This is a genomic window from Streptomyces sp. SAS_272 (assembly GCF_052543235.1).
Genome location: NZ_JBMNDR010000002.1, coordinates 130,685 through 148,465 on the forward strand (window position 1 = coordinate 130,685; position 17,781 = coordinate 148,465).

Annotated in this window: 14 protein-coding genes; 10 read left to right on the forward strand and 4 right to left on the reverse strand. The window is 73.4% G+C overall.

Annotated elements, in window-relative coordinates; genetic code table 11:
- Window positions 1-9: 9 nt before the first annotated feature.
- Window positions 10-1,362 carry a sensor histidine kinase gene (locus ACN6LD_RS02200; RefSeq protein ID WP_319194337.1) on the reverse strand — a complete coding sequence of 451 codons (1,353 nt, stop codon included), beginning with the start codon at window positions 1,360-1,362 and terminating at the stop codon, window positions 10-12.
- Window positions 1,359-2,039: a response regulator transcription factor gene (locus ACN6LD_RS02205; RefSeq protein WP_319194335.1), complete on the reverse strand. Its 681-nt coding sequence runs from the start codon at window positions 2,037-2,039 to the stop codon at window positions 1,359-1,361. Before ACN6LD_RS02205 ends, ACN6LD_RS02200 begins: the two co-directional genes overlap by 4 nt.
- Window positions 2,040-2,241: 202 nt before the next feature.
- Here ACN6LD_RS02205 and ACN6LD_RS02210 point away from each other — a divergent pair, with 202 nt between their 5' ends.
- From ACN6LD_RS02210 to ACN6LD_RS02225, 4 genes are all read left to right on the forward strand, one after another.
- Window positions 2,242-3,519, forward strand: a complete 1,278-nt coding sequence (locus ACN6LD_RS02210; RefSeq protein ID WP_266725111.1) for an aspartate kinase — start codon at window positions 2,242-2,244, stop codon at window positions 3,517-3,519.
- A complete protein-coding gene (locus tag ACN6LD_RS02215; protein WP_319194351.1) occupies window positions 3,519-4,577 on the forward strand; it encodes an aspartate-semialdehyde dehydrogenase in 1,059 nt (352 codons plus the stop codon). Before ACN6LD_RS02210 ends, ACN6LD_RS02215 begins: the two co-directional genes overlap by 1 nt.
- Window positions 4,578-5,004: 427 nt before the next feature.
- Window positions 5,005-5,688, forward strand: a complete 684-nt coding sequence (locus tag ACN6LD_RS02220; protein WP_415924948.1) for a SigE family RNA polymerase sigma factor — start codon at window positions 5,005-5,007, stop codon at window positions 5,686-5,688.
- Between the two features lie 134 nt (window positions 5,689-5,822).
- Window positions 5,823-6,869: a hypothetical protein gene (locus ACN6LD_RS02225; protein WP_445042365.1), complete on the forward strand. Its 1,047-nt coding sequence runs from the start codon at window positions 5,823-5,825 to the stop codon at window positions 6,867-6,869.
- Here the strand turns inward: ACN6LD_RS02225 and ACN6LD_RS02230 are convergent.
- Window positions 6,839-7,648, reverse strand: coding sequence for an SURF1 family protein (locus tag ACN6LD_RS02230; protein WP_319194328.1), 810 nt, complete (start codon window positions 7,646-7,648; stop codon window positions 6,839-6,841). The two genes, ACN6LD_RS02225 and ACN6LD_RS02230, sit on opposite strands and share 31 nt — an antisense overlap.
- Window positions 7,649-7,800: 152 nt before the next feature.
- Here ACN6LD_RS02230 and ACN6LD_RS02235 point away from each other — a divergent pair, with 152 nt between their 5' ends.
- Complete coding sequence (locus tag ACN6LD_RS02235) at window positions 7,801-9,615, forward strand: S9 family peptidase (protein ID WP_319194326.1); 1,815 nt, start codon at window positions 7,801-7,803, stop codon at window positions 9,613-9,615.
- Window positions 9,616-9,862: 247 nt separating this feature from the next.
- On the opposite strand, the gene ACN6LD_RS02240 is transcribed toward ACN6LD_RS02235, so the two are convergent.
- Entirely contained in the window at window positions 9,863-11,842 is a 1,980-nt protein-coding gene (locus ACN6LD_RS02240) for an NAD-binding protein (RefSeq protein ID WP_319197701.1), read from the reverse strand.
- Between the two features lie 248 nt (window positions 11,843-12,090).
- Here ACN6LD_RS02240 and ACN6LD_RS02245 point away from each other — a divergent pair, with 248 nt between their 5' ends.
- The 5 genes from ACN6LD_RS02245 (at window position 12,091) to ACN6LD_RS02265 (ending at window position 17,738) form a co-directional block, all read left to right on the forward strand.
- Window positions 12,091-13,098 carry a permease gene (locus tag ACN6LD_RS02245; RefSeq protein WP_319197703.1) on the forward strand — a complete coding sequence of 336 codons (1,008 nt, stop codon included), beginning with the start codon at window positions 12,091-12,093 and terminating at the stop codon, window positions 13,096-13,098.
- Entirely contained in the window at window positions 13,095-13,811 is a 717-nt protein-coding gene (locus ACN6LD_RS02250; RefSeq protein WP_445042366.1) for a TIGR03943 family putative permease subunit, read from the forward strand. Before ACN6LD_RS02245 ends, ACN6LD_RS02250 begins: the two co-directional genes overlap by 4 nt.
- Window positions 13,812-13,924: 113 nt before the next feature.
- A complete protein-coding gene (locus ACN6LD_RS02255) occupies window positions 13,925-14,341 on the forward strand; it encodes a luciferase domain-containing protein (protein ID WP_319197706.1) in 417 nt (138 codons plus the stop codon).
- A gap of 198 nt (window positions 14,342-14,539) precedes the next feature.
- On the forward strand, window positions 14,540-15,082 hold the full coding sequence (locus ACN6LD_RS02260) for a hypothetical protein (protein ID WP_445042367.1): 543 nt from the start codon (window positions 14,540-14,542) through the stop codon (window positions 15,080-15,082).
- 1,225 nt (window positions 15,083-16,307) lie between these two features.
- The gene (locus tag ACN6LD_RS02265; protein WP_319191351.1) at window positions 16,308-17,738 is read left to right on the forward strand and encodes a DUF2252 domain-containing protein; all 1,431 of its coding nucleotides are present in this window, start codon (window positions 16,308-16,310) and stop codon (window positions 17,736-17,738) included.
- Window positions 17,739-17,781 lie beyond the last annotated feature (43 nt).

The window sequence follows — 17,781 nt, forward strand, 5'->3', positions numbered from 1 at the left end:
CGCCCCGGATCACCCCGCCCGCGGCGCTGCCCGGAGCGTGAAGCACACGCGCAGGCCGCCTCCGGGAGCGTCCTCGAGGCTCACCGTGCCGCCGTCGTCCGTCACCAGCTGCCTGACGACGGCGAGGCCGAGCCCGGAGCCGGAGCGCCCGGTGAGGCCCTGACCGCGCCAGAAGCGGTCGAAGGCGCGGGACTTCTCCGCGTCCGACATGCCCGGACCCTCGTCCGCCACGGACATGACCACTTCGCCCGCCCCGGACTCCAGCCGGACGGTGATCCGCCCGCCGTCCGGCGACACCTCCAGGGCGTTCGAGAGCACGTTGTCCAGCACCTGTTCCAGATGACCGGGGCTGGCCAGCACAGACGGCCGGCCGTCGACACCACTCCCCCCGAGCGCGATGGTGACTCCGCGCTCGTCGGCGGCCGGTCTCCACACCGTCAGCCGTTCGGCCACGATGTCCTGCAACGGCAGCGGCTCCGCCGCCGTCACCTTCGCCTCGGCGCGGGCCAGCACCAGCAGGCCGTTCACCAGCCGGCTCATACGGACCACCTCCGCCGTGGCCTGCTCCACGTCCTCACGGACGAATTCGTCGTCCACCCCGTCCGCGATGTTGTCCAGCGACAGCCGCAGCGCCGTGAGCGGGGTCCGCAGCTGGTGCGAGGCGTCCGCGACGAAGATGCGCTGCGAGGCGACCAGGGTGTCCAGGCGTTCCGCGCCCTGGTTGAGGGTCCGCGCCAGCGTCTGGGTCTCCGGCGGGCCCGTCACCGGGGAGCGTGCGGTGAGGTCGCCGTCGCTGAACCTGCTCGCCATCGCGTTGAGCGCGCGCAGCGGCGCGGTGATCCGGCGGGCGGCGTACGCGCCGATCGCGGCCGCCGCGCCGAGGACGAGGACGGCGAGCCCGGCGCGGAAGCCCCAGATGCTCCACAGCCGCCGGGTCATGTCCGAGGTGGAGTAGACGATCCGAACGGCCGCCTCACCCTGCGCGGGCACGGTGACCGTCAGCTGCTCGCCCCAGATGAAGTCCGAGCCCCAGTCGGTGGTCGGCTTGTTCTCCCGCACGGCCCGGGTCAGCGCCGAACCCGCGGCGGGCGCCGGCAGGTCCGGGGCGCAGCTGCGGGTCGGGGTCACCTGGACCTGGCCGGGCGTCTTGCCGCCGTACGCGTCGGCCACCTCGGTCAGCGCCGTGCACGAGATGCGGTCGCCGTTGCCCAGCAGCAGCGCCATCGTGTTGGCCTCGCGCATGACGGACAGCTCGGTGTCGTCGCGCAGCTGCTTGGTGAGGGTGAAGGCGACCGGCACCGTGAACAGCAGGATGGCGACCGCGACCAGCAGGATGTAGCTGCGGATGAGCTGACGGTTCATGCGGACTCGGCGTCCTCGACGATCTCCAGCCGGAAGCCGACCCCGCGCACCGCCGCGATGGCCACGACCCCGGCGAACTTCCGCCGCAGGGCCGCCACGTGCACGTCCAGCGTCTTCGTCGGGCCGAACCAGTTCGCGTCCCAGACCGCTTCCATGATCTGTTCCCGCGACATCAGCGCGCCCGGCTCCTCGGTGAGGAAGGCGAGCAGGTCGTACTCCTTCGGCGCGAGCGCGATCTCCGCGCCGTCCACGTGGACGCGGGCGGCCTTGCGGTCGATCGTGAGGCGCGCTCCGTAGCGGTCGGCCGGGGCGTCGGCGGGGCGCGGCCGCACGCGCCGCATCACCGCGCGTATCCGGGCGATGACCTCGCGCACCCCGAACGGCTTGGACACGTAGTCGTCGGCGCCCAGCTCCAGGCCGACCACCCGGTCCGTCTCGTCGCTGCGGGCGCTGATCACGATGATCGGCACGCCGCCGCGCTCGCGCAGGGCCCGGCAGACGTCGAGGCCGTCGGTGTCGGGCAGCCCGAGGTCCAGCAGGACCACGTCGTAGGGGCCGGGGTGGGAGAGTGCGGCGGCGCCGGTGCTCACCCAGTCGACCGCGAAGCCGTACCGCTTCAGTCCGCGTCGGAGCGACTCGGCGACCGGCTCGTCGTCTTCCACCAGGAGTACGTGCACGTTCGCACACTAGTGCTCCACAGTCCTTGAAACTTAATTCACAGCTATCACCGGCGCGTAAGTGGGCAGGGACCCCCGGAGCGCGCGGCCGGCATCTCACCATGCGGTACCCCGGAGGTGGATTTCGGGCGCTCGTTAGACTGAGCCGACCGCAGTACAAGGGCGTATGTGCGGAAAGAGACAAACTGAGCGAGGAGCGCACGTGGGCCTTGTCGTGCAGAAGTACGGAGGCTCCTCCGTAGCCGATGCCGAGGGCATCAAGCGCGTCGCCAAGCGGATCGTGGAAGCGAAGAAGAACGGCCACCAGGTGGTCGTCGTCGTTTCCGCGATGGGCGACACGACGGACGAGCTGATCGATCTCGCCGAGCAGGTGTCACCGATGCCCAGCGGCCGGGAATTCGACATGCTGCTGACCGCCGGAGAGCGGATCTCCATGGCCCTGCTGGCGATGGCGATCAAGAACCTGGGACACAGCGCCCAGTCGTTCACCGGCAGCCAGGCAGGCGTCATCACCGACTCGGTCCACAACAAAGCCCGGATCATCGACGTCACGCCGGGCCGTATCCGGACCGCGCTGGACGAGGGCAACATCGCGATCGTCGCCGGGTTCCAGGGCGTCAGCCAGGACAAGAAGGACATCACCACGCTCGGGCGCGGCGGGTCCGACACCACGGCCGTCGCCCTCGCCGCCGCGCTCGACGCCGAGGTCTGCGAGATCTACACCGACGTGGACGGCGTGTTCACCGCCGACCCGCGCGTGGTGAAGAAGGCGCGGAAGATCGACTGGATCGCGTTCGAGGACATGCTGGAGCTCGCGGCGTCCGGCTCCAAGGTGCTCCTCCACCGCTGTGTGGAGTACGCCCGCCGCTACAACATCCCGATCCACGTCCGGTCGTCCTTCAGCGGACACGAGGGCACGTGGGTCAGCAGTGAGCCGATCGAGCAAGGGGACAAGCCGGTGGAGCAGGCCATCATCTCCGGTGTCGCGCACGACACCTCCGAGGCCAAGGTCACGGTCGTCGGCGTGCCGGACAAGCCGGGCGAGGCCGCCGCGATCTTCCGGACGATCTCCGACGCCGAGATCAACATCGACATGATCGTGCAGAACGTGTCCGCGGCCTCCACCGGCCTGACGGACATCTCGTTCACTCTTCCCAAGGCCGAGGGCCGCAAGGCCATCGACGCCCTGGAGAAGAACAAGTCCGGCATCGGCTTCGACTCGCTGCGCTACGACGACCAGATCGGCAAGATCTCCCTGGTCGGCGCGGGGATGAAGACCAACCCGGGCGTCACGGCCGACTTCTTCAAGGCGCTGGCCGACGCGGGCGTCAACATCGAGCTCATCTCGACGTCCGAGATCCGCATCTCGGTCGTGACCCGCGCCGACGACGTCAACGAGGCCGTGCGCGCCGTGCACAGCGCCTTCGGGCTCGACTCCGACAGCGACGAGGCCGTCGTCTACGGGGGCACCGGGCGTTGATCTCGGCAACGCGCCGACCGACGCTCGCGGTCGTGGGGGCGACCGGTGCGGTCGGCACGGTCATGCTGCGGATCCTGTCCCAGCGGGCCGACGTCTGGGGTGAGATCAGACTCGTCGCCTCGCCGCGCTCGGCCGGCCGCAAGCTGGCCGTGCGCGGCGAGGAGGTCGAGGTGCTGGCCCTGTCGGAGGAGGTCTTCGACGGGGTCGACGTCGCGATGTTCGACGTGCCCGACGAGGTCGCGGCGCAGTGGGCGCCCGTCGCCGCCGCCCGGGGCGCGGTCGTGGTGGACAACTCCGGCGCCTTCCGGATGGACCCCGAGGTGCCGCTGGTGGTGCCCGAGGTGAACGCGCACGCGGTGCGGGTCCGGCCGCGCGGGATCGTCGCCAACCCCAACTGCACCACCCTGTCGATGATCGTCGCGCTGGGCGCGCTGCACGCCGAGTACGGGCTGCGCGAGCTGGTGGTGTCCTCCTACCAGGCGGTCAGCGGGGCGGGCCGGGCCGGGGTGGAGACGCTGCGGCAGCAGATCGCCATGGTCGCCGGCACCGAGCTGGGGACCCACCCCGGCGACGTGCGGCGGGCCGTCGGCGACCGCACCGGGCCGTTCCCCGACCCGGTGGCGCTGAACGTCGTCCCGTGGGCGGGGTCGCTGCGCGCGGACGGCTGGTCCTCGGAGGAGATGAAGGTGCGGGACGAGACCCGCAAGATCCTCGGCCTGCCCAAGCTGCCGGTGGCCGTGACCTGCGTCCGCGTCCCGGTCGTCACCGGGCACTCCGTCACCGTCCACGCCCGCTTCCAGGACACGGTCACCGTCGAGGGCGCCCGCGAGATCATCGCGACGGCGCCCGGCGTCGTCCTCTTCGACAACCCGGCGGCGGGCGAGTTCCCCACCCCCGCCGACGTGGTCGGCACCGACCCCACCTGGGTGGGCCGGGTGCGGCGGGCCCTCGACGACCCGACGGCGCTGGAGCTGTTCGTGTGCGGGGACAATCTGCGCAAGGGGGCCGCGCTGAACACCGCCCAGATCGCCGAGCTGCTCGCGGCCGAGCTGTCCTGAGACGGCGGCCTCGGGCAGCTGTGCCGGGGAGCGGCCCCGGGGCCGGAGCCGGCCGGGGACGCGGTGCCGCACGGAGCCGCGCGCAATTGTAGGATCTTTCAACAATGTGAGCCGGTCGACGGTCCGAACCACTTGTATCGGACACCTTGGGCATCCGAAGATTTTCTCCCCGCTCTCCGCAACCGTGCGCAGGGCGGGGAGCGTCTTTGCCGTCACCCTCAGGGGTGCGCAGAGGTGTGAACGATCACAGGCGTCCCGGGCGTGGGGGCAGCGCACGGTGACGTGGTGGTCCGGGCGTGGGGACGCCCGTTCCTATGGGACACAGGGGAAGAGCGGGACACATGAGACGGGTACGCGTGACCTTGGTCGACGCAAACGTGACGCCGGACGCGTACAACCCCTCGGGGGGGACGTGCGTCCAACTGGCGTGGCAGAGGTACTCGAACTTTCATGCGCGCCCCGCGGCGCGGCCCTCGGGCCGCCGCTCGGCGTCCTCCGCCCGCGTGCGTCCGGCACGGCCGGCGGCCTGCCGGTGATCGCGCCCATGCCCGCAGCGCGGCCCACCCGCGTCCCCGGTCAGCGCGACGGCGTGGAAGAGGTCGAAGGCGCGGCGGCCGTCGGCACCACCGTCGACCACCTCACCGAGACCTACCGGGCGCACTACCGCTCGCTGCTCGGTCTCGCAGCCCTCCTCCTCGACGACACCGCCTCCTGCGAGGACGTCGTCCAGGAGGCCTTCATCCGCGTCCACTCCGCACGCAAACGCGTCCGCGAACCCGAGAAGACCCTCGCCTACCTGCGCCAGACGGTCGTCAACCTCTCCCGCTCCGCGCTGCGCCGCCGCATCCTCGGCCTGAAGCTGCTGTCCAAGCCGATGCCGGACATGGCCAGCGCGGAGGAGGGCGCCTACGACCAGCTCGAGCGCGACTCGCTGATCAAGGCGATGAAGGGCCTGCAGCGCCGTCAGCGCGAGGTGCTCGTGCTGCGCTACTTCGCGGACATGACGGAGGCGCAGGTCGCCGAGACCCTCGGCATATCCCTCGGCTCGGTCAAGGCGTACGGATCGCGCGGCATCGCCGCCCTGCGCATAGCCATGGAGGAGCCGGCGTGAGCGGGGAAGCCGAAGAGCGTGGCTCCCACGGGGGCCACGACGGTCACGAGCGCGACGAGCCCCTCGCGCGGCGGCAGCCGACGACCTCGCCGCGCACACACGAGCCGAAGCCATCGCACGCTGGGAACTCAACCGTGAACCACCGCCTCGACGACCAGGGCCCCGAAGGGCTCGACTCGGACGAGCTGGCACTGCGCCGGATGCTCCACGACGTCGTCCAGGAGATGGAGCCGCGCGACGGCGCCCTGGACCACCTGCGGCGAGCCGTCCCCGTCCGCCGGGCCCGCAAGCGGCAGGCGGCCGTCGGCATGGCGGCCGCGGCCCTCTTCCTCGGCACCGCCGTTCCCGCCGTGCTCCACGTCTCCAACGCGGGCGGCTCCGACGCCAACCCTTCGATCGCCGGCCAGGCCTCACAGGCGCAGGGGGGCGCGGATCAGGGCAAGAACCCCGACGGCGGCTCCTCGGGCAAGGTCGGCGACTCCTCCGGCGGCACCGGTGAACAGGGCAAGGGCGGCGCCACCGACTCCGGCCAGGGCAAGGAGTCCGCGGGCGGCGCCGCCTCCAGCGGCGCCGGGCCCGCCTCCTCGGCCCCGGCGACCGCGCCCCCCTGCACGCCCGACCAGCTCGAGGGCGGCGCACCCGCCGTCGCCGGCCCCGACGCGGCGGGCATCGTGTACGGCGCCTTCCGGGTGCAGAACTCCTCCGCCGCCGGCTGCAGCGTCCGCGGCGCCGTCGCCCTGTCCTTCGACGTCCAGGGCGCGGCCGACGCCGCCAAGATCACCGTGGTGGAGCACGCCTCCGGGGACGCGGCGGCCGGTCTGCCCGACCCCTCCCTGTACGTTCCGCAGCTCACCCTCGCACCCGGCTCCGCCTACGAGGTGAAGTTCGCCTGGGCGCCCTCCGAGACCTGCCCCACCACGGGCGGCTCCGGCGGCGACAGCGGCGGCACGGCGTCCCCGTCGCCGACCCCGTCCGACCCCAACCCCCCGGCCGGCACCACCGGCGAGACGACCTCCGGCACCGCGGCCCAGCTGTTCACCGAGGACGGCACGGCCGGCACCGCCGAAGGCAGCGTCGTCGTGGCCTACACGACCGGAGCCGGTGCGCCGACGCTCAAGGCGACGGTGCCGAACGCCTGCGCCGGGACGATCTACCGGACGGGCGTGCTCGCCTCGTCCTGAACCGCCGGCACGGCGACCTCCTCGGGGACGATCCCGAGGGCCGCGTCCCGGGCGGACTCCACCTCGCGGCGCAGCAGCCGGAACCACATGAACACCACGAACCCGGCGAAGACGAACCACTCGCCGGTATAGCCCAGGTTCTGGAACGCCTTCAGGTCGAGCCCGCTGTTCGGGGCCGCGCTCACCGGCACCGTCGTCATCGGCGCGTCGGCCCGGGCGAGGGTGATCCAGGCGTCGTACAGGTCGTACGGCACCAGGTTGACCAGGGACGCGGCGCTGATCGCGGCGGTCTGCCCGGCCGGCAGGCCGCCCCGGGCGCTCACCCCGTTGTCCCCGGGCTGCTCGGAGGCCTGCAGCGCGCCGGTGACGGTGACCTCACCGGAGGGCGCGGCCGGGGCCTTCGCGGCGTCGGCGGCGCCGGGCAGCCAGCCGCGCACCACGGGCAGCGCCTTGCCGGCGTCGGTGCGCAGCAGGGTCAGCACGTAGAAGCCGTTCCTGCCGTCCAGCTCCCGGCCCGGCACGAGCAGCTGGTCGCCGTAGCGTCCGCGTGCGGTGACCTGCCTGCCGGAGGTCTCCTGGTCGACGGGAAGCAGCTCGGCCAGCGGACGCGCCGCTTCCGTGCGGGCCGAGGCTGCCTGCGCCTTCGCCTCGCGATGGCCGTCCACCCGCGACTCGAACCGGCTCAGCTGCCACGATCCCATGAACAGGCAGAAGGGGATGGCCAGCAGCACGAAGACGTTGATCCCCCACCAGCGGGGCGTCAGCAGGAACCGGTACACGTCGTCCACGGTACGGGGCGGACGCGGGCCCCCGCCGGGCGGGGGTGAGATGAGCCCCGAGCGTGCGAACCAGGTGGGAAGTCGGTGGGAAGTCCTGCACAGGGTGACGAGGGTGGCGTCTCATTGCCTGCGCGGACGGGCAATATGGGGCCATGACTGAGAGCAACGGGTCCGACGCACCCGAGCCGTACGAGGAGACGCCGGACTGGGAGCAGCGGTTCCGCGCCGCGCGCGTCTCCCTGCCCGACTGGGCCGAGGACGCCCCCGACCACGCCCTTTTCGTGTCGAACGCGACCGGGACCTACGAGCTGTACGCCTGGGACCGCGCCACGGGCGAGCAGCGACAGGTGACCGACCGGGCCAACGGCACGACGGACGGCGTGCTCTCCCCGGACGGCGCCTGGATCTGGTGGTTCGACGACAAGGACGGCGACGAGTTCGGCGTCTGGCGCCGTCAGCGCTTCGAGGGCGGCGAGGACGAACTGGCCGCGCCGGGCCTGGACGCCTCCTACCCGGCAGGCCTGGCCCTCGGCCGTGACGGCCGCACGGCGATCGTCGGCCGCTCCACGGACGAGGAGGGCACCACGATCCATGTGGCACGGGTCGGCGAGCCCCCCTTCGAGCTGTACCGCCACCGCGAGTCGGCGGGCGTCGGGGACCTCTCCCACGACGGCTCGCTGATCGCCGTCGAGCACACCGAGCACGGCGACGCGATGCACTCGGCGCTGCGCGTCCTGCGTCCGGACGGCACCGCGGTCGCCGAGCTGGACGACACCCGGGGCGGGACCGAGGAGCTGGGCCTCGAGGTGCTGGGCTTCGCGCCCGTCGACGGCGACACCCGGCTGCTGATCGGCCACCAGCGCCGCGGCCGCTGGGAGCCCCTGGTCTGGGACGTGGCCACCGGGTCGGAGACGGATCTGGCCCTGGACCTGCCGGGCGACGTCAGCGCCGAGTGGTATCCCGACGGCTCGGGCCTGCTCGTCGCGCACAGCTTCGAGGCGCGCAGCGAGCTGTTCCGCTACGACCTGGCGAGCGCGCGGCTGGAGCGGATCCCGACCCCGCCCGGCACCGTCTCCGGGGCGACCGCCCGGCCGGACGGCAGCGTGGAGTACCTGTGGTCGTCGGCCGCGCAGCCGCCGGCGGTGCGCTCCACCGCCGGAGGCGTGGTGCTCGACCCGCCCGGGACGAAGTCCCCGGGCTCGGTCCCGGTGACGGACGTGTGGGTGGAGGGCCCCGGCGGCCGCATCCACGCGCTGGTGCAGAAGCCCGCGGGAGCCGACGGCCCGCTGCCCACCGTCTTCGACATCCACGGCGGCCCGACCTGGCACGACAGCGACGCCTTCGCGGCCGCGCCGGCCGCCTGGGTGGACCACGGCTACGCGGTCGTCCGCATCAACTACCGCGGCTCCACGGGATACGGCCGGGCCTGGACGGACGCCCTCAAGCACCGGGTGGGCCTGATCGAGCTGGAGGACATCGACGCGGTGCGCGAGTGGGCGGTGGGCTCGGGCCTGTCCGACCCCTCCCGGCTGATCCTCACCGGCGGGTCCTGGGGCGGCTACCTCACCCTGCTCGGTCTCGGCGTCCAGCCCGACGCGTGGACCCTGGGCATCGCGGCCGTCCCCGTCGCCGACTACGTCACGGCCTACCACGACGAGATGGAGGCCCTGAAGGCGATGGACCGCACGCTGCTGGGCGGCACCCCGGAGGAGGTCCCGGAGCGCTTCGAGGCCTCGTCCCCGCTGACGTACGTCGACAAGGTGCGGGCTCCCGTCTACATCTCGGCCGGAGTGAACGACCCTCGCTGCCCCATCCGCCAGATCGACAACTACGTCGAGCGCCTGAAGGCCCGCGGAGCGGTGCACGAGGTATACCGCTACGACGCCGGCCACGGCTCCCTGGTGGTGGACGAGCGCATCAAACAGGTACGCCTGGAACTGCAGTTCGCAGAAAAACACCTGGGCTGACGGCACCCCCTGGGCGGGCGGTGCAACGCAGCCCCTCCGGCGTTCGAGGAGCGGGGGCCCGGCGGCGGAGCCCCCGAGGACGGGACGGGGCGGGGCGGGACGGGACCGGAAGGGGCGGCGGGGGCGAAACCCCGCCGGCGAAGCCGGCGCCCTCCGCGCGGCGGGGGCGCGGGGGGCAGCGGGGGCCGCGGGGCCGGCTCCGAGGGCCCCCGTCGCACGACCGGGGGCGCCCGAGGGGGGCGGGGGCCTACCCCGCCGACCCCCCTCGCCGCCTGCGCCGCACCAATTCCGCCAGCCCCCGCCGAGTCGCCGCCAGCACCACCCGATCCGTCCCCCGCAGCACATACGTGTCCGGCAGATCCCACACCAGCCCCGACGCCGCGGCCACTCCCGCCTCACCCGCCCCGCGCTGCCCACCCGCCCCACGGGACCCGGCGTCCAGGGCCAGCACCCGCCAGTACCCCGCCCGGAACGCCTCCCCGACGGTCCTGCCCTCCAGCTGCGCGTGCCCGGCCACGTCCAGCGCGGCGAACAGCAGCACCCGCCGTTCCACCGGGATCGCCCCCAGGATCTGCCGCCCCATCATGGCCCCCGCGAACGACGGCGCGGCGAGGTGCGACACGCTCCGGCTGCGGGTCAGCGCCTGCGGATGGGCGGCCCGCAGGGTGCGGTACACGGCGGTCGCGAAGTCGTCGTCGTACAGCCGCAGCACCACCCGCAGGTCGGGCCGCAGCGACCGCGCGTACAACGCGGCCTCCAGGTTCGTGGTGTCGGAGCTGGTGACCGCGAGCAGCGCGTGCGCCCGGTGGATCTTCGCGGCCTCCAGCACGCCCTCCTGCGTGACGTCCCCCAGCACCACCGGCACCCGCAGCCGCCGCGCCACCGCGAGCCCCCGCGCCTCGGGTCCGGCCTCGACGCACACCACCGGGATGTTCAGCTCCCGCAGTCGGACGAGCACCCGGGTGCCGATCTTCCCGAGGCCGAGCAGCACGACATGCCCGCCCAGTCCCCTGGGCGGCCGGCGCAGCGACCCCGCGCCGCGGAAGGTCCCTAGCGCCTCCAGCACCGCCGCCAGCAGCACCGGCAGCAGCAGCAACCCCATCAGCCCGGACAGCAGCTGGAGGACCTGTCGTGCGGTGGAGGCCCCGATCGCCGGGTCGTTGACGGCGAACAGGTCCAGCAGCGTGAGGTACAGCGCGCCCAGCGGATGGATCCCGGTCACCAGCCACAGGGCCACCGCCAGCGCGAACACACAGCCGACCAGACCGGCCAGCGACCACCGCAGCCGCCGGGAGAACAGCGAGGCGAAGGGCGCCCGCACCCCGACTCCCCGCCCGGACGGCGGCGTCGGCCCCGCGGAGTAGGCGACCTGCTCCAGCACGACCGACCCCCGCCTGCCGGTCGCGGCCGCCTCCCGCACCGCGGCCGCGTCGGGCAGCAGCAGCGGCCCCTGGTCGCCGCTGGTCTCGGAACCGTCGGCGAAGGCCGGGTCGCCGCCGTTCGCGGACAGCAGCGCGAGCGTGGGACGGCCCGGCTCACCGGTCTCGCCCGGACCGTACGGCGGCCGCTCGACGGCCCGCAGCAGCAGCCCGTTCATCTGGACGACCTTGCCGGTGCCGACGACGGCGGTCGCGACGAGCGCGGGAGCGGCGGTGTCGGCGTCGGACAGCACGGTGGTCGACGCGTCGCCGCCGGCATACCCCGGGTGTCCCGAGCGCCCGGCGTCCCCGGAGCCCGGGTCGGCCGCGGCGGCCAACGCGGCTGCCTGGTCCAGGAGTTCCTCGATGTGCTGACCCAACCGCCGGTTGTAGAGCCGAAGGACGAGCCGCAGTCGGGGATTCAGCCGGCGCGCGGTCAGGGCGGCCCGGATGTTGGTCTCGTCGTCGTCGTACACCAGCGCCAGGGCGGCGGCCCGCTCCACGCCCGCCTCGGCGAGCACCGCCTCCGTGGCCTCGACGGCCTCCAACGTCCTCTGGCCGCCGGCGGGTTCACCCGGCGTTACGGGTGCGCCGGGTGCGACGGGTGTGCCGCCGGCCGCCGCCCGGTTGACGGCCGCGCTCACCACCCGGTCGAGTAACGCCGCCGACACCGCACGGGCCCGCCCGACGACCGGCGGCCGCACCGTGCGCTCGGACGGCGGCACGACGAGCGTGACCTGTTCCTCGTAGACGCCCCGCAGCTCGGCGGCGAGCCGGTGCGCCAGACCGTCGTCCCCGCACACCACCATGTGCGCACCCGCGGCGCCCGGCCCCGGCGGCTGACCCTGATTCGGAAGGCTCCCCACGAGGGAGAAGACTGCCTCACCGGTACGCGGGGTTCCACGGAGCCGGTGAACACCAGGTGCCGAACATCCGTAGGAAAGGGGAGGGAATGCCAGAAACAGGCAGCACGCGCAGGACGCGAACCGGCGACCGGGACATGCCGGGAACCGGGACCGGCGGCAGCGCGCACACGGAACCCGGAGGTGCCCGACCCGTGGCCATCGTCGAAGAGGCCCCGCCCACGGGCGAGCGCACCCCGGAGAGCCCCGAGGCGAAACGCCTCACCTCTCCCCTCGTCCTGACCGTGCTGCTGCTCCTCATGGTGCTGCTGCAGAGTCCGATCCGGCGTGCGCTGTCCGCTCCGGTGATGCAGAGCTGGACGACGGTGTTCGTGGCGGTGGTGGTGCAGGCGCTGCCGTTCCTGGTCCTCGGGGTGCTGCTGTCGGCGGCGATCGCGGTCTACGTGCCGCCCTCCTTCTTCGCCCGCGCCCTGCCGTCCCGGCCGGCGCTCGCCGTCCCGGTCGCCGGGGTGGCGGGCGCGGTGCTGCCGGGCTGCGAGTGCGCCTCGGTCCCGGTGGCCGGCGCCCTCGTCCGCCGGGGCGTCACGCCGGCCGCGGCCCTCGCCTTCCTCCTCTCCGCCCCGGCGATCAACCCGATCGTGCTGACGGCGACGGCCGTGGCCTTCCCGCGCAACCCCGAGATGGTGCTGGCCCGTTTCGTCGCCAGCCTGGTCGCGGCGTGCACGATGGGCTGGCTGTGGCAGCGTCTCGGCCGCACCGACTGGCTGCGGCTGCCGGATCACGCGCCGCACGAGGGGGAGACCAGGGGGGCCGCCTTCTGGGACTCGGTCCGGCACGACGTGATGCACGCGGGCGGCTTCCTGGTCGTGGGCGCGATGGCGGCGGCGACCCTGAAGGCCGTCGCCCCGCAGAGCTGGCTGCGCACCGCGGCGGACAACCCGGCGCTCGCCGTGCTGACCCTCGCCGTGCTGGCGGTGGTCCTCTCCATCTGCTCGGAGGCGGACGCGTTCGTCGCCGCGTCCCTCACCCAGTTCTCCCTCACCGCCAGACTCGCCTTCCTGGTGGTCGGCCCGATGATCGACCTCAAGCTGTTCGCGATGCAGGCGGGCACGTTCGGCCGGGGCTTCGCGCTGCGCTTCGCCCCGGCGACCTTCGCGCTGGCCATCGTGTCGGCGGTCCTGACGGGATGGGTGCTGCTGTGAACCGACAGGCCCAGTCGGCCGTGCTGTTCCTGCTCGGCGCGGCCCTGCTGCACGCCGGCGCCACCGACCTGTACCTGCGGTACGTCAAGGCGGGCCTGCGCCCGCTGCTGCTGGCGGCCGGCGCAGTCCTGATCGTCACGGCGCTGGCGACTGCGTGGTACGAGCGCCGCAGGGCCGGCCGGCGCCACGGCGAGGGACACGCGCACCCGGAGCCCCGCGTCTCCTGGCTGCTGATCCTCCCCCTTCTCGCGCTGATCCTCGTCGCCCCGCCGGCCCTGGGCTCGTACAGCGCGACCCGCACGGGCACGGCTCTGCAGGAGCCCCTGGCCTATCCGTCGCTGTCCGCGGCCGACCCGCTGCCGCTGAGCGTCGTCGACTACGCGGGCCGCGCCGTCTACGACCACGGCCGCACCCTCGCCGGCCGCACGGTCCGGCTGACCGGCTTCGTGGCCCTGGACCGAGACGGCACCCCCTACCTCGTCCGTATGGCCCTCAACTGCTGTGCGGCAGACGCCCAGCCGGTCAAGGTCGGCCTGACCGGCCGCATCCCGCCGGTCCTCCAGCCGGACACCTGGCTGGCCGTCACCGGCCGCTACACGCCCCGGACGGTCCATGACCCGGTCAACGGCGGCCCGATCCCCTTCCTCGAGGTGACCGACGCCCGTCCGGTCCCGACCCCGCGGGACCCTTATGACGAGTCCTGGAACAACTGAGCGTGCTCGCCTCGGCACCTTTGGGAACGTCCGGAACCATCCTTGACCGCCCGGGTCGGCGAACCCTTCCGCAACCCCTGGTGGCCGGGCGGTGAGCGCCGCATGATGGGGCCATGACGGCGGCCTTGCGTGCCATGGCACGACTGGTGAACTGGCGGGACCTCGCGGAGGACCGGCCCAGCTGCGGTACCGGCCGGGCGCTGCGCTCGGCCGGGGCGGAGATCGTGCACTTCCACTCCGCCCGCAGCGTCGATCTGCATCTCACGGCCCGCGCGATCCGCCGGTTCGAGAGCGACCTGAGACACTCCACCGCGATCCGGCTGCAGCCTGGCTCCCACTGGGTGACCGTCCGCCTGGAGTGCGAGACGGACATCGACCTGCTCATGACACTGGTCAGCGCAGCCCTCCAGGCACACCAGAGGCATCCGGCCGTCGGCGACGCCCCGCTCCCGCGCTGCAACGACCGCCGGGAGGCGACGCTCACCGACGAGGGCGCGGCCGGCGCGACGCCCCCGCCCTGCGTCCGGTGAGTGAACGGCTGCGGGACTGATGGGTTGCGGGTCTGCGGGTCTGCGGGTCTGCGGGTCTGCGGGTCTGCGGGACCGCGGGACTGCGGGTCGCGCGTCTGGTGAGCTGACGGCCCGTCAGATATGGTCCCCCTACCGTGCAGCGCGGTGCACTGCGCTGCCGTGCACCGCAGTGCGTGCCGTCACGGAAGGGTGAGCGCCATGGAGACCCGTTCGACCCGTCCTCCCCGCAGTCCGCAGCCGCCGGGGCCGCCCCGCTGGGTGGCCATGTTCCACAACGCGTCCTCGGCGTCCTGGCACCCGGCCGCCGAGTCCCCCGACCGCACCCCGGTGCTGTACGCGATCGGCGAGATGACCCAGGTCGGGCGCGCCCGCGGCGAGGAGGCGGCCGTCGAGCTGTGGGGCCCGGGGGAGAACGGGGAGTGGGCACGGTTCGACCCGGCCCCGTCGGCCCCGTCGGCCCCGTCGGCCTCGTCGGCCTCGACGGATCCGTCGGCCCCGTCGGCCTCGACGGTTCCTTCGGCTTCGGCGGGGGTGGCGCCGGGCGCGGGGCATGCCCGGCACGTGGAACGCATGGAGGACCGCCGGCACCAGGTGATCATGGCGGGCCTGAGCAAGGCCGGCCTCTACGACCTCGCGGAGGAGGACGTGGCCGCCGTCCGCACCCTGGTCGACCACGTCGACGAGGCCACACTGCGTCGGATCGCGCACTGGATGGCGGTGGCGGGCGGCCCGGTCGAGTGACCTGCCCGCCGGACGGTCAGGACGCTGCGGGCCCGGAAAGAGGGGCCCAAAGGGGCGTGTCCGGAGGGGCGGGCCCGGGGCGGGGCGACAAAAGACCCGGCCGCTGGCGACGGGGGATGCACCAGCGACCGGGCTATGGCCAAGGCTAACAAGGCTGCTGGTCCGGCGGGAGCCTCCTTCTCGGCTGCCTCGCCGTTGTGATCGGGATCACTGTCCTGGCGTGGTCGGGCCGACACCTTCTGTTCGATCCGGCGCGGCAGCCCCCTCCGGGCCCGGTCCCGGCCCCGGCCGGCGACAGACGCCGTCACGGCATGACACCCCCGTCCGCACCGTTGGTCACCGGTCCGCACGAGGGGAGGACCCGCAGCCGAACGCCGCGGCACGCAACCGCCGGACCACCGAGCACGGGCCCCGACGGTGAGCCGCGACGGCCGGGCGCCGGGCCGCCGGATCGCCCTGCCGCAGGGTCGCCGGCTCGCGGGACTGCCGGGAGCCGAGTCGCCCGGCCGCCGCATCCCGGACAGCCCGCCTCGCCCCGCCCCTGCCCGCCGAACCACCGACTCGCCGAGCTACCGACTCGCCGAGCCGCCGGCTGTGGGAACGGTCGCGGATCGGCGGGCGACGCCAGGCGGAGGGGACGGGGAGGCCGGTCCGCGCCTCGACTGCGGCGGCGACGAAGAAGCCGTCCACCGCCGGCGGCGTGGCGATCACACCGATACGCCGACGTCGCTCCCGCGCGCTCTCGCCGGCTCCCTGGTGCGGCGGGCCGCCGAGCGGCCGAGCGGCCGTGCCGCTGGGCCGCCGAGTCGCTGTGCCGCCAGGTGGCCGAGTCGCCGGAGGCCGGGTGCGGGGATACGTTGGATGACGGGCGCCGGTCGCCCGTCCGGCCCACAGTCCCACCTGTCGACGAGGACCGCACGGTCCGCCCCGCAGAGCGGGCGAACGACCGATGGCCCGCTGCCGGATGTGCCGGATGTGCCGGGACAGCCGGAGATCCGGACCCGCCGGACGGCCAACGGCCTGGACGGCCGCACGGGCCGACGACCGGGACGATCACCCGACCGGGACGATTACCGGGACGATCACCCGACCGGGACGACCGGGACAGCGGGAACCCCCGGGCGACCTCCTGCCTTCCCCCTTCCTCCCCTCCCCCTCCCCCTCCCCCTCCCCCTCTTCCTTCTCTTCCGTCAACGGCCGACGAGCCCCGTGTGGAGCGTCTGAGATGAGCGAGAGCATCACGACCCGTAACGGTCACGGCGACGACCGGCGCCACCGCACCCCGAGGGAGCGGGCCGAGCTCGGCCGGGCAGCGAGGACCGACGTACCGAGGTCCGCACACGCCGAGTTCACGCCGCCGCCGAAACGCACCGACCCGGTGGACGTCATCGAGGCGCAGTCCGCGCAGCGGGTCCCCGAGCTCGTCCCGATCCGCTACGGGCGGATGAGCGAGTCGCCGTTCCGGTTCTACCGGGGCGCCGCCTCCATCATGGCGGCGGACCTGGCGGAGACTCCGCGCACCGGCATCCGGGTCCAGCTGTGCGGCGACGCGCACATGCTCAACTTCCGGCTGCTGGCGTCTCCGGAACGCCGTCTGATGTTCGACATCAACGACTTCGACGAGACGCTGCCCGGACCCTGGGAGTGGGACGTCAAGCGGCTGGCGGCCAGCCTCGTCATCGCGGGCCGGGCGAACGGCTTCAGCTCCAAGGAGCGGGCGTCGGTGGTCCGGTCGGCCGTGCGGGCCTACCGCGAACGGATGCGCGGCTTCGCGGAGATGGGCAACCTCGAGGTCTGGTACAGCCGCTTCGAGGCGGACGAACTGCAGGAGACGTACGCTCCGGAGCTCGGCGCCAAGAACCGTGAACGCTGGCGGCAGGCCAGGGAACGGGCCCGGCAGCACGACAACCTGCAGGTCGTCGACAAACTCACGCACGTGGTCGGCGGCCGGCGGCTGATCGCGAACGACCCACCCCTCCTGGTCCGGCTGGCCGACCTGCTGCCGAGCGCGGAGAGCGACGTGATGGAGCGGGAGATCGGCAAGATCGTCGACGGGTACGTGGGGTCCCTGCAGTCCGACCGCAGGTTCCTCCTGCAGGGCTACCGCGTCGCCGACATCGCCCGCAAGGTGGTCGGAGTGGGCAGTGTGGGCACCCGCTGCTGGATCGTGCTGCTGCTCGGCAAGGACGACGACGATCCCCTCTTCCTGCAGGCCAAGGAGGCCGACGAGTCGGTGCTGGCCCCCTATGCGGGCGCCGGCGAGTACCGCACCCAGGGCGAGCGGGTCGTCGCCGGCCAGCGGCTGATGCAGGCGACCAGCGACATCTTCCTCGGCTGGGAACGCACCACCGGCCTCGACGGCCGCCGCCGCGACTTCTACGTCCGCCAGCTGCGGGACTGGAAGGGCATCGCCGTGCCCGAGAACATGTCGCCGAACCGGATGTCCCTCTTCGGCAGGCTCTGCGGCGCCACTCTGGCCCGCGCCCACGCCCGCTCCGGCGACCGTATAGCGATCGCCGCCTATCTGGGTTCCGGCGACGTCTTCGACCGCGCTCTGACCACGTTCGCGGAGCTCTACGCCGACCAGAACGAATCCGACCACCAGGCCCTGCTCCACGCCGTCGAATCGGGCCGGGTCCGCGCCGAGGCGGCCTGAGACGCCTGAGACGCCTGAGACGCGCGGATTGCGCCGGAGTGCG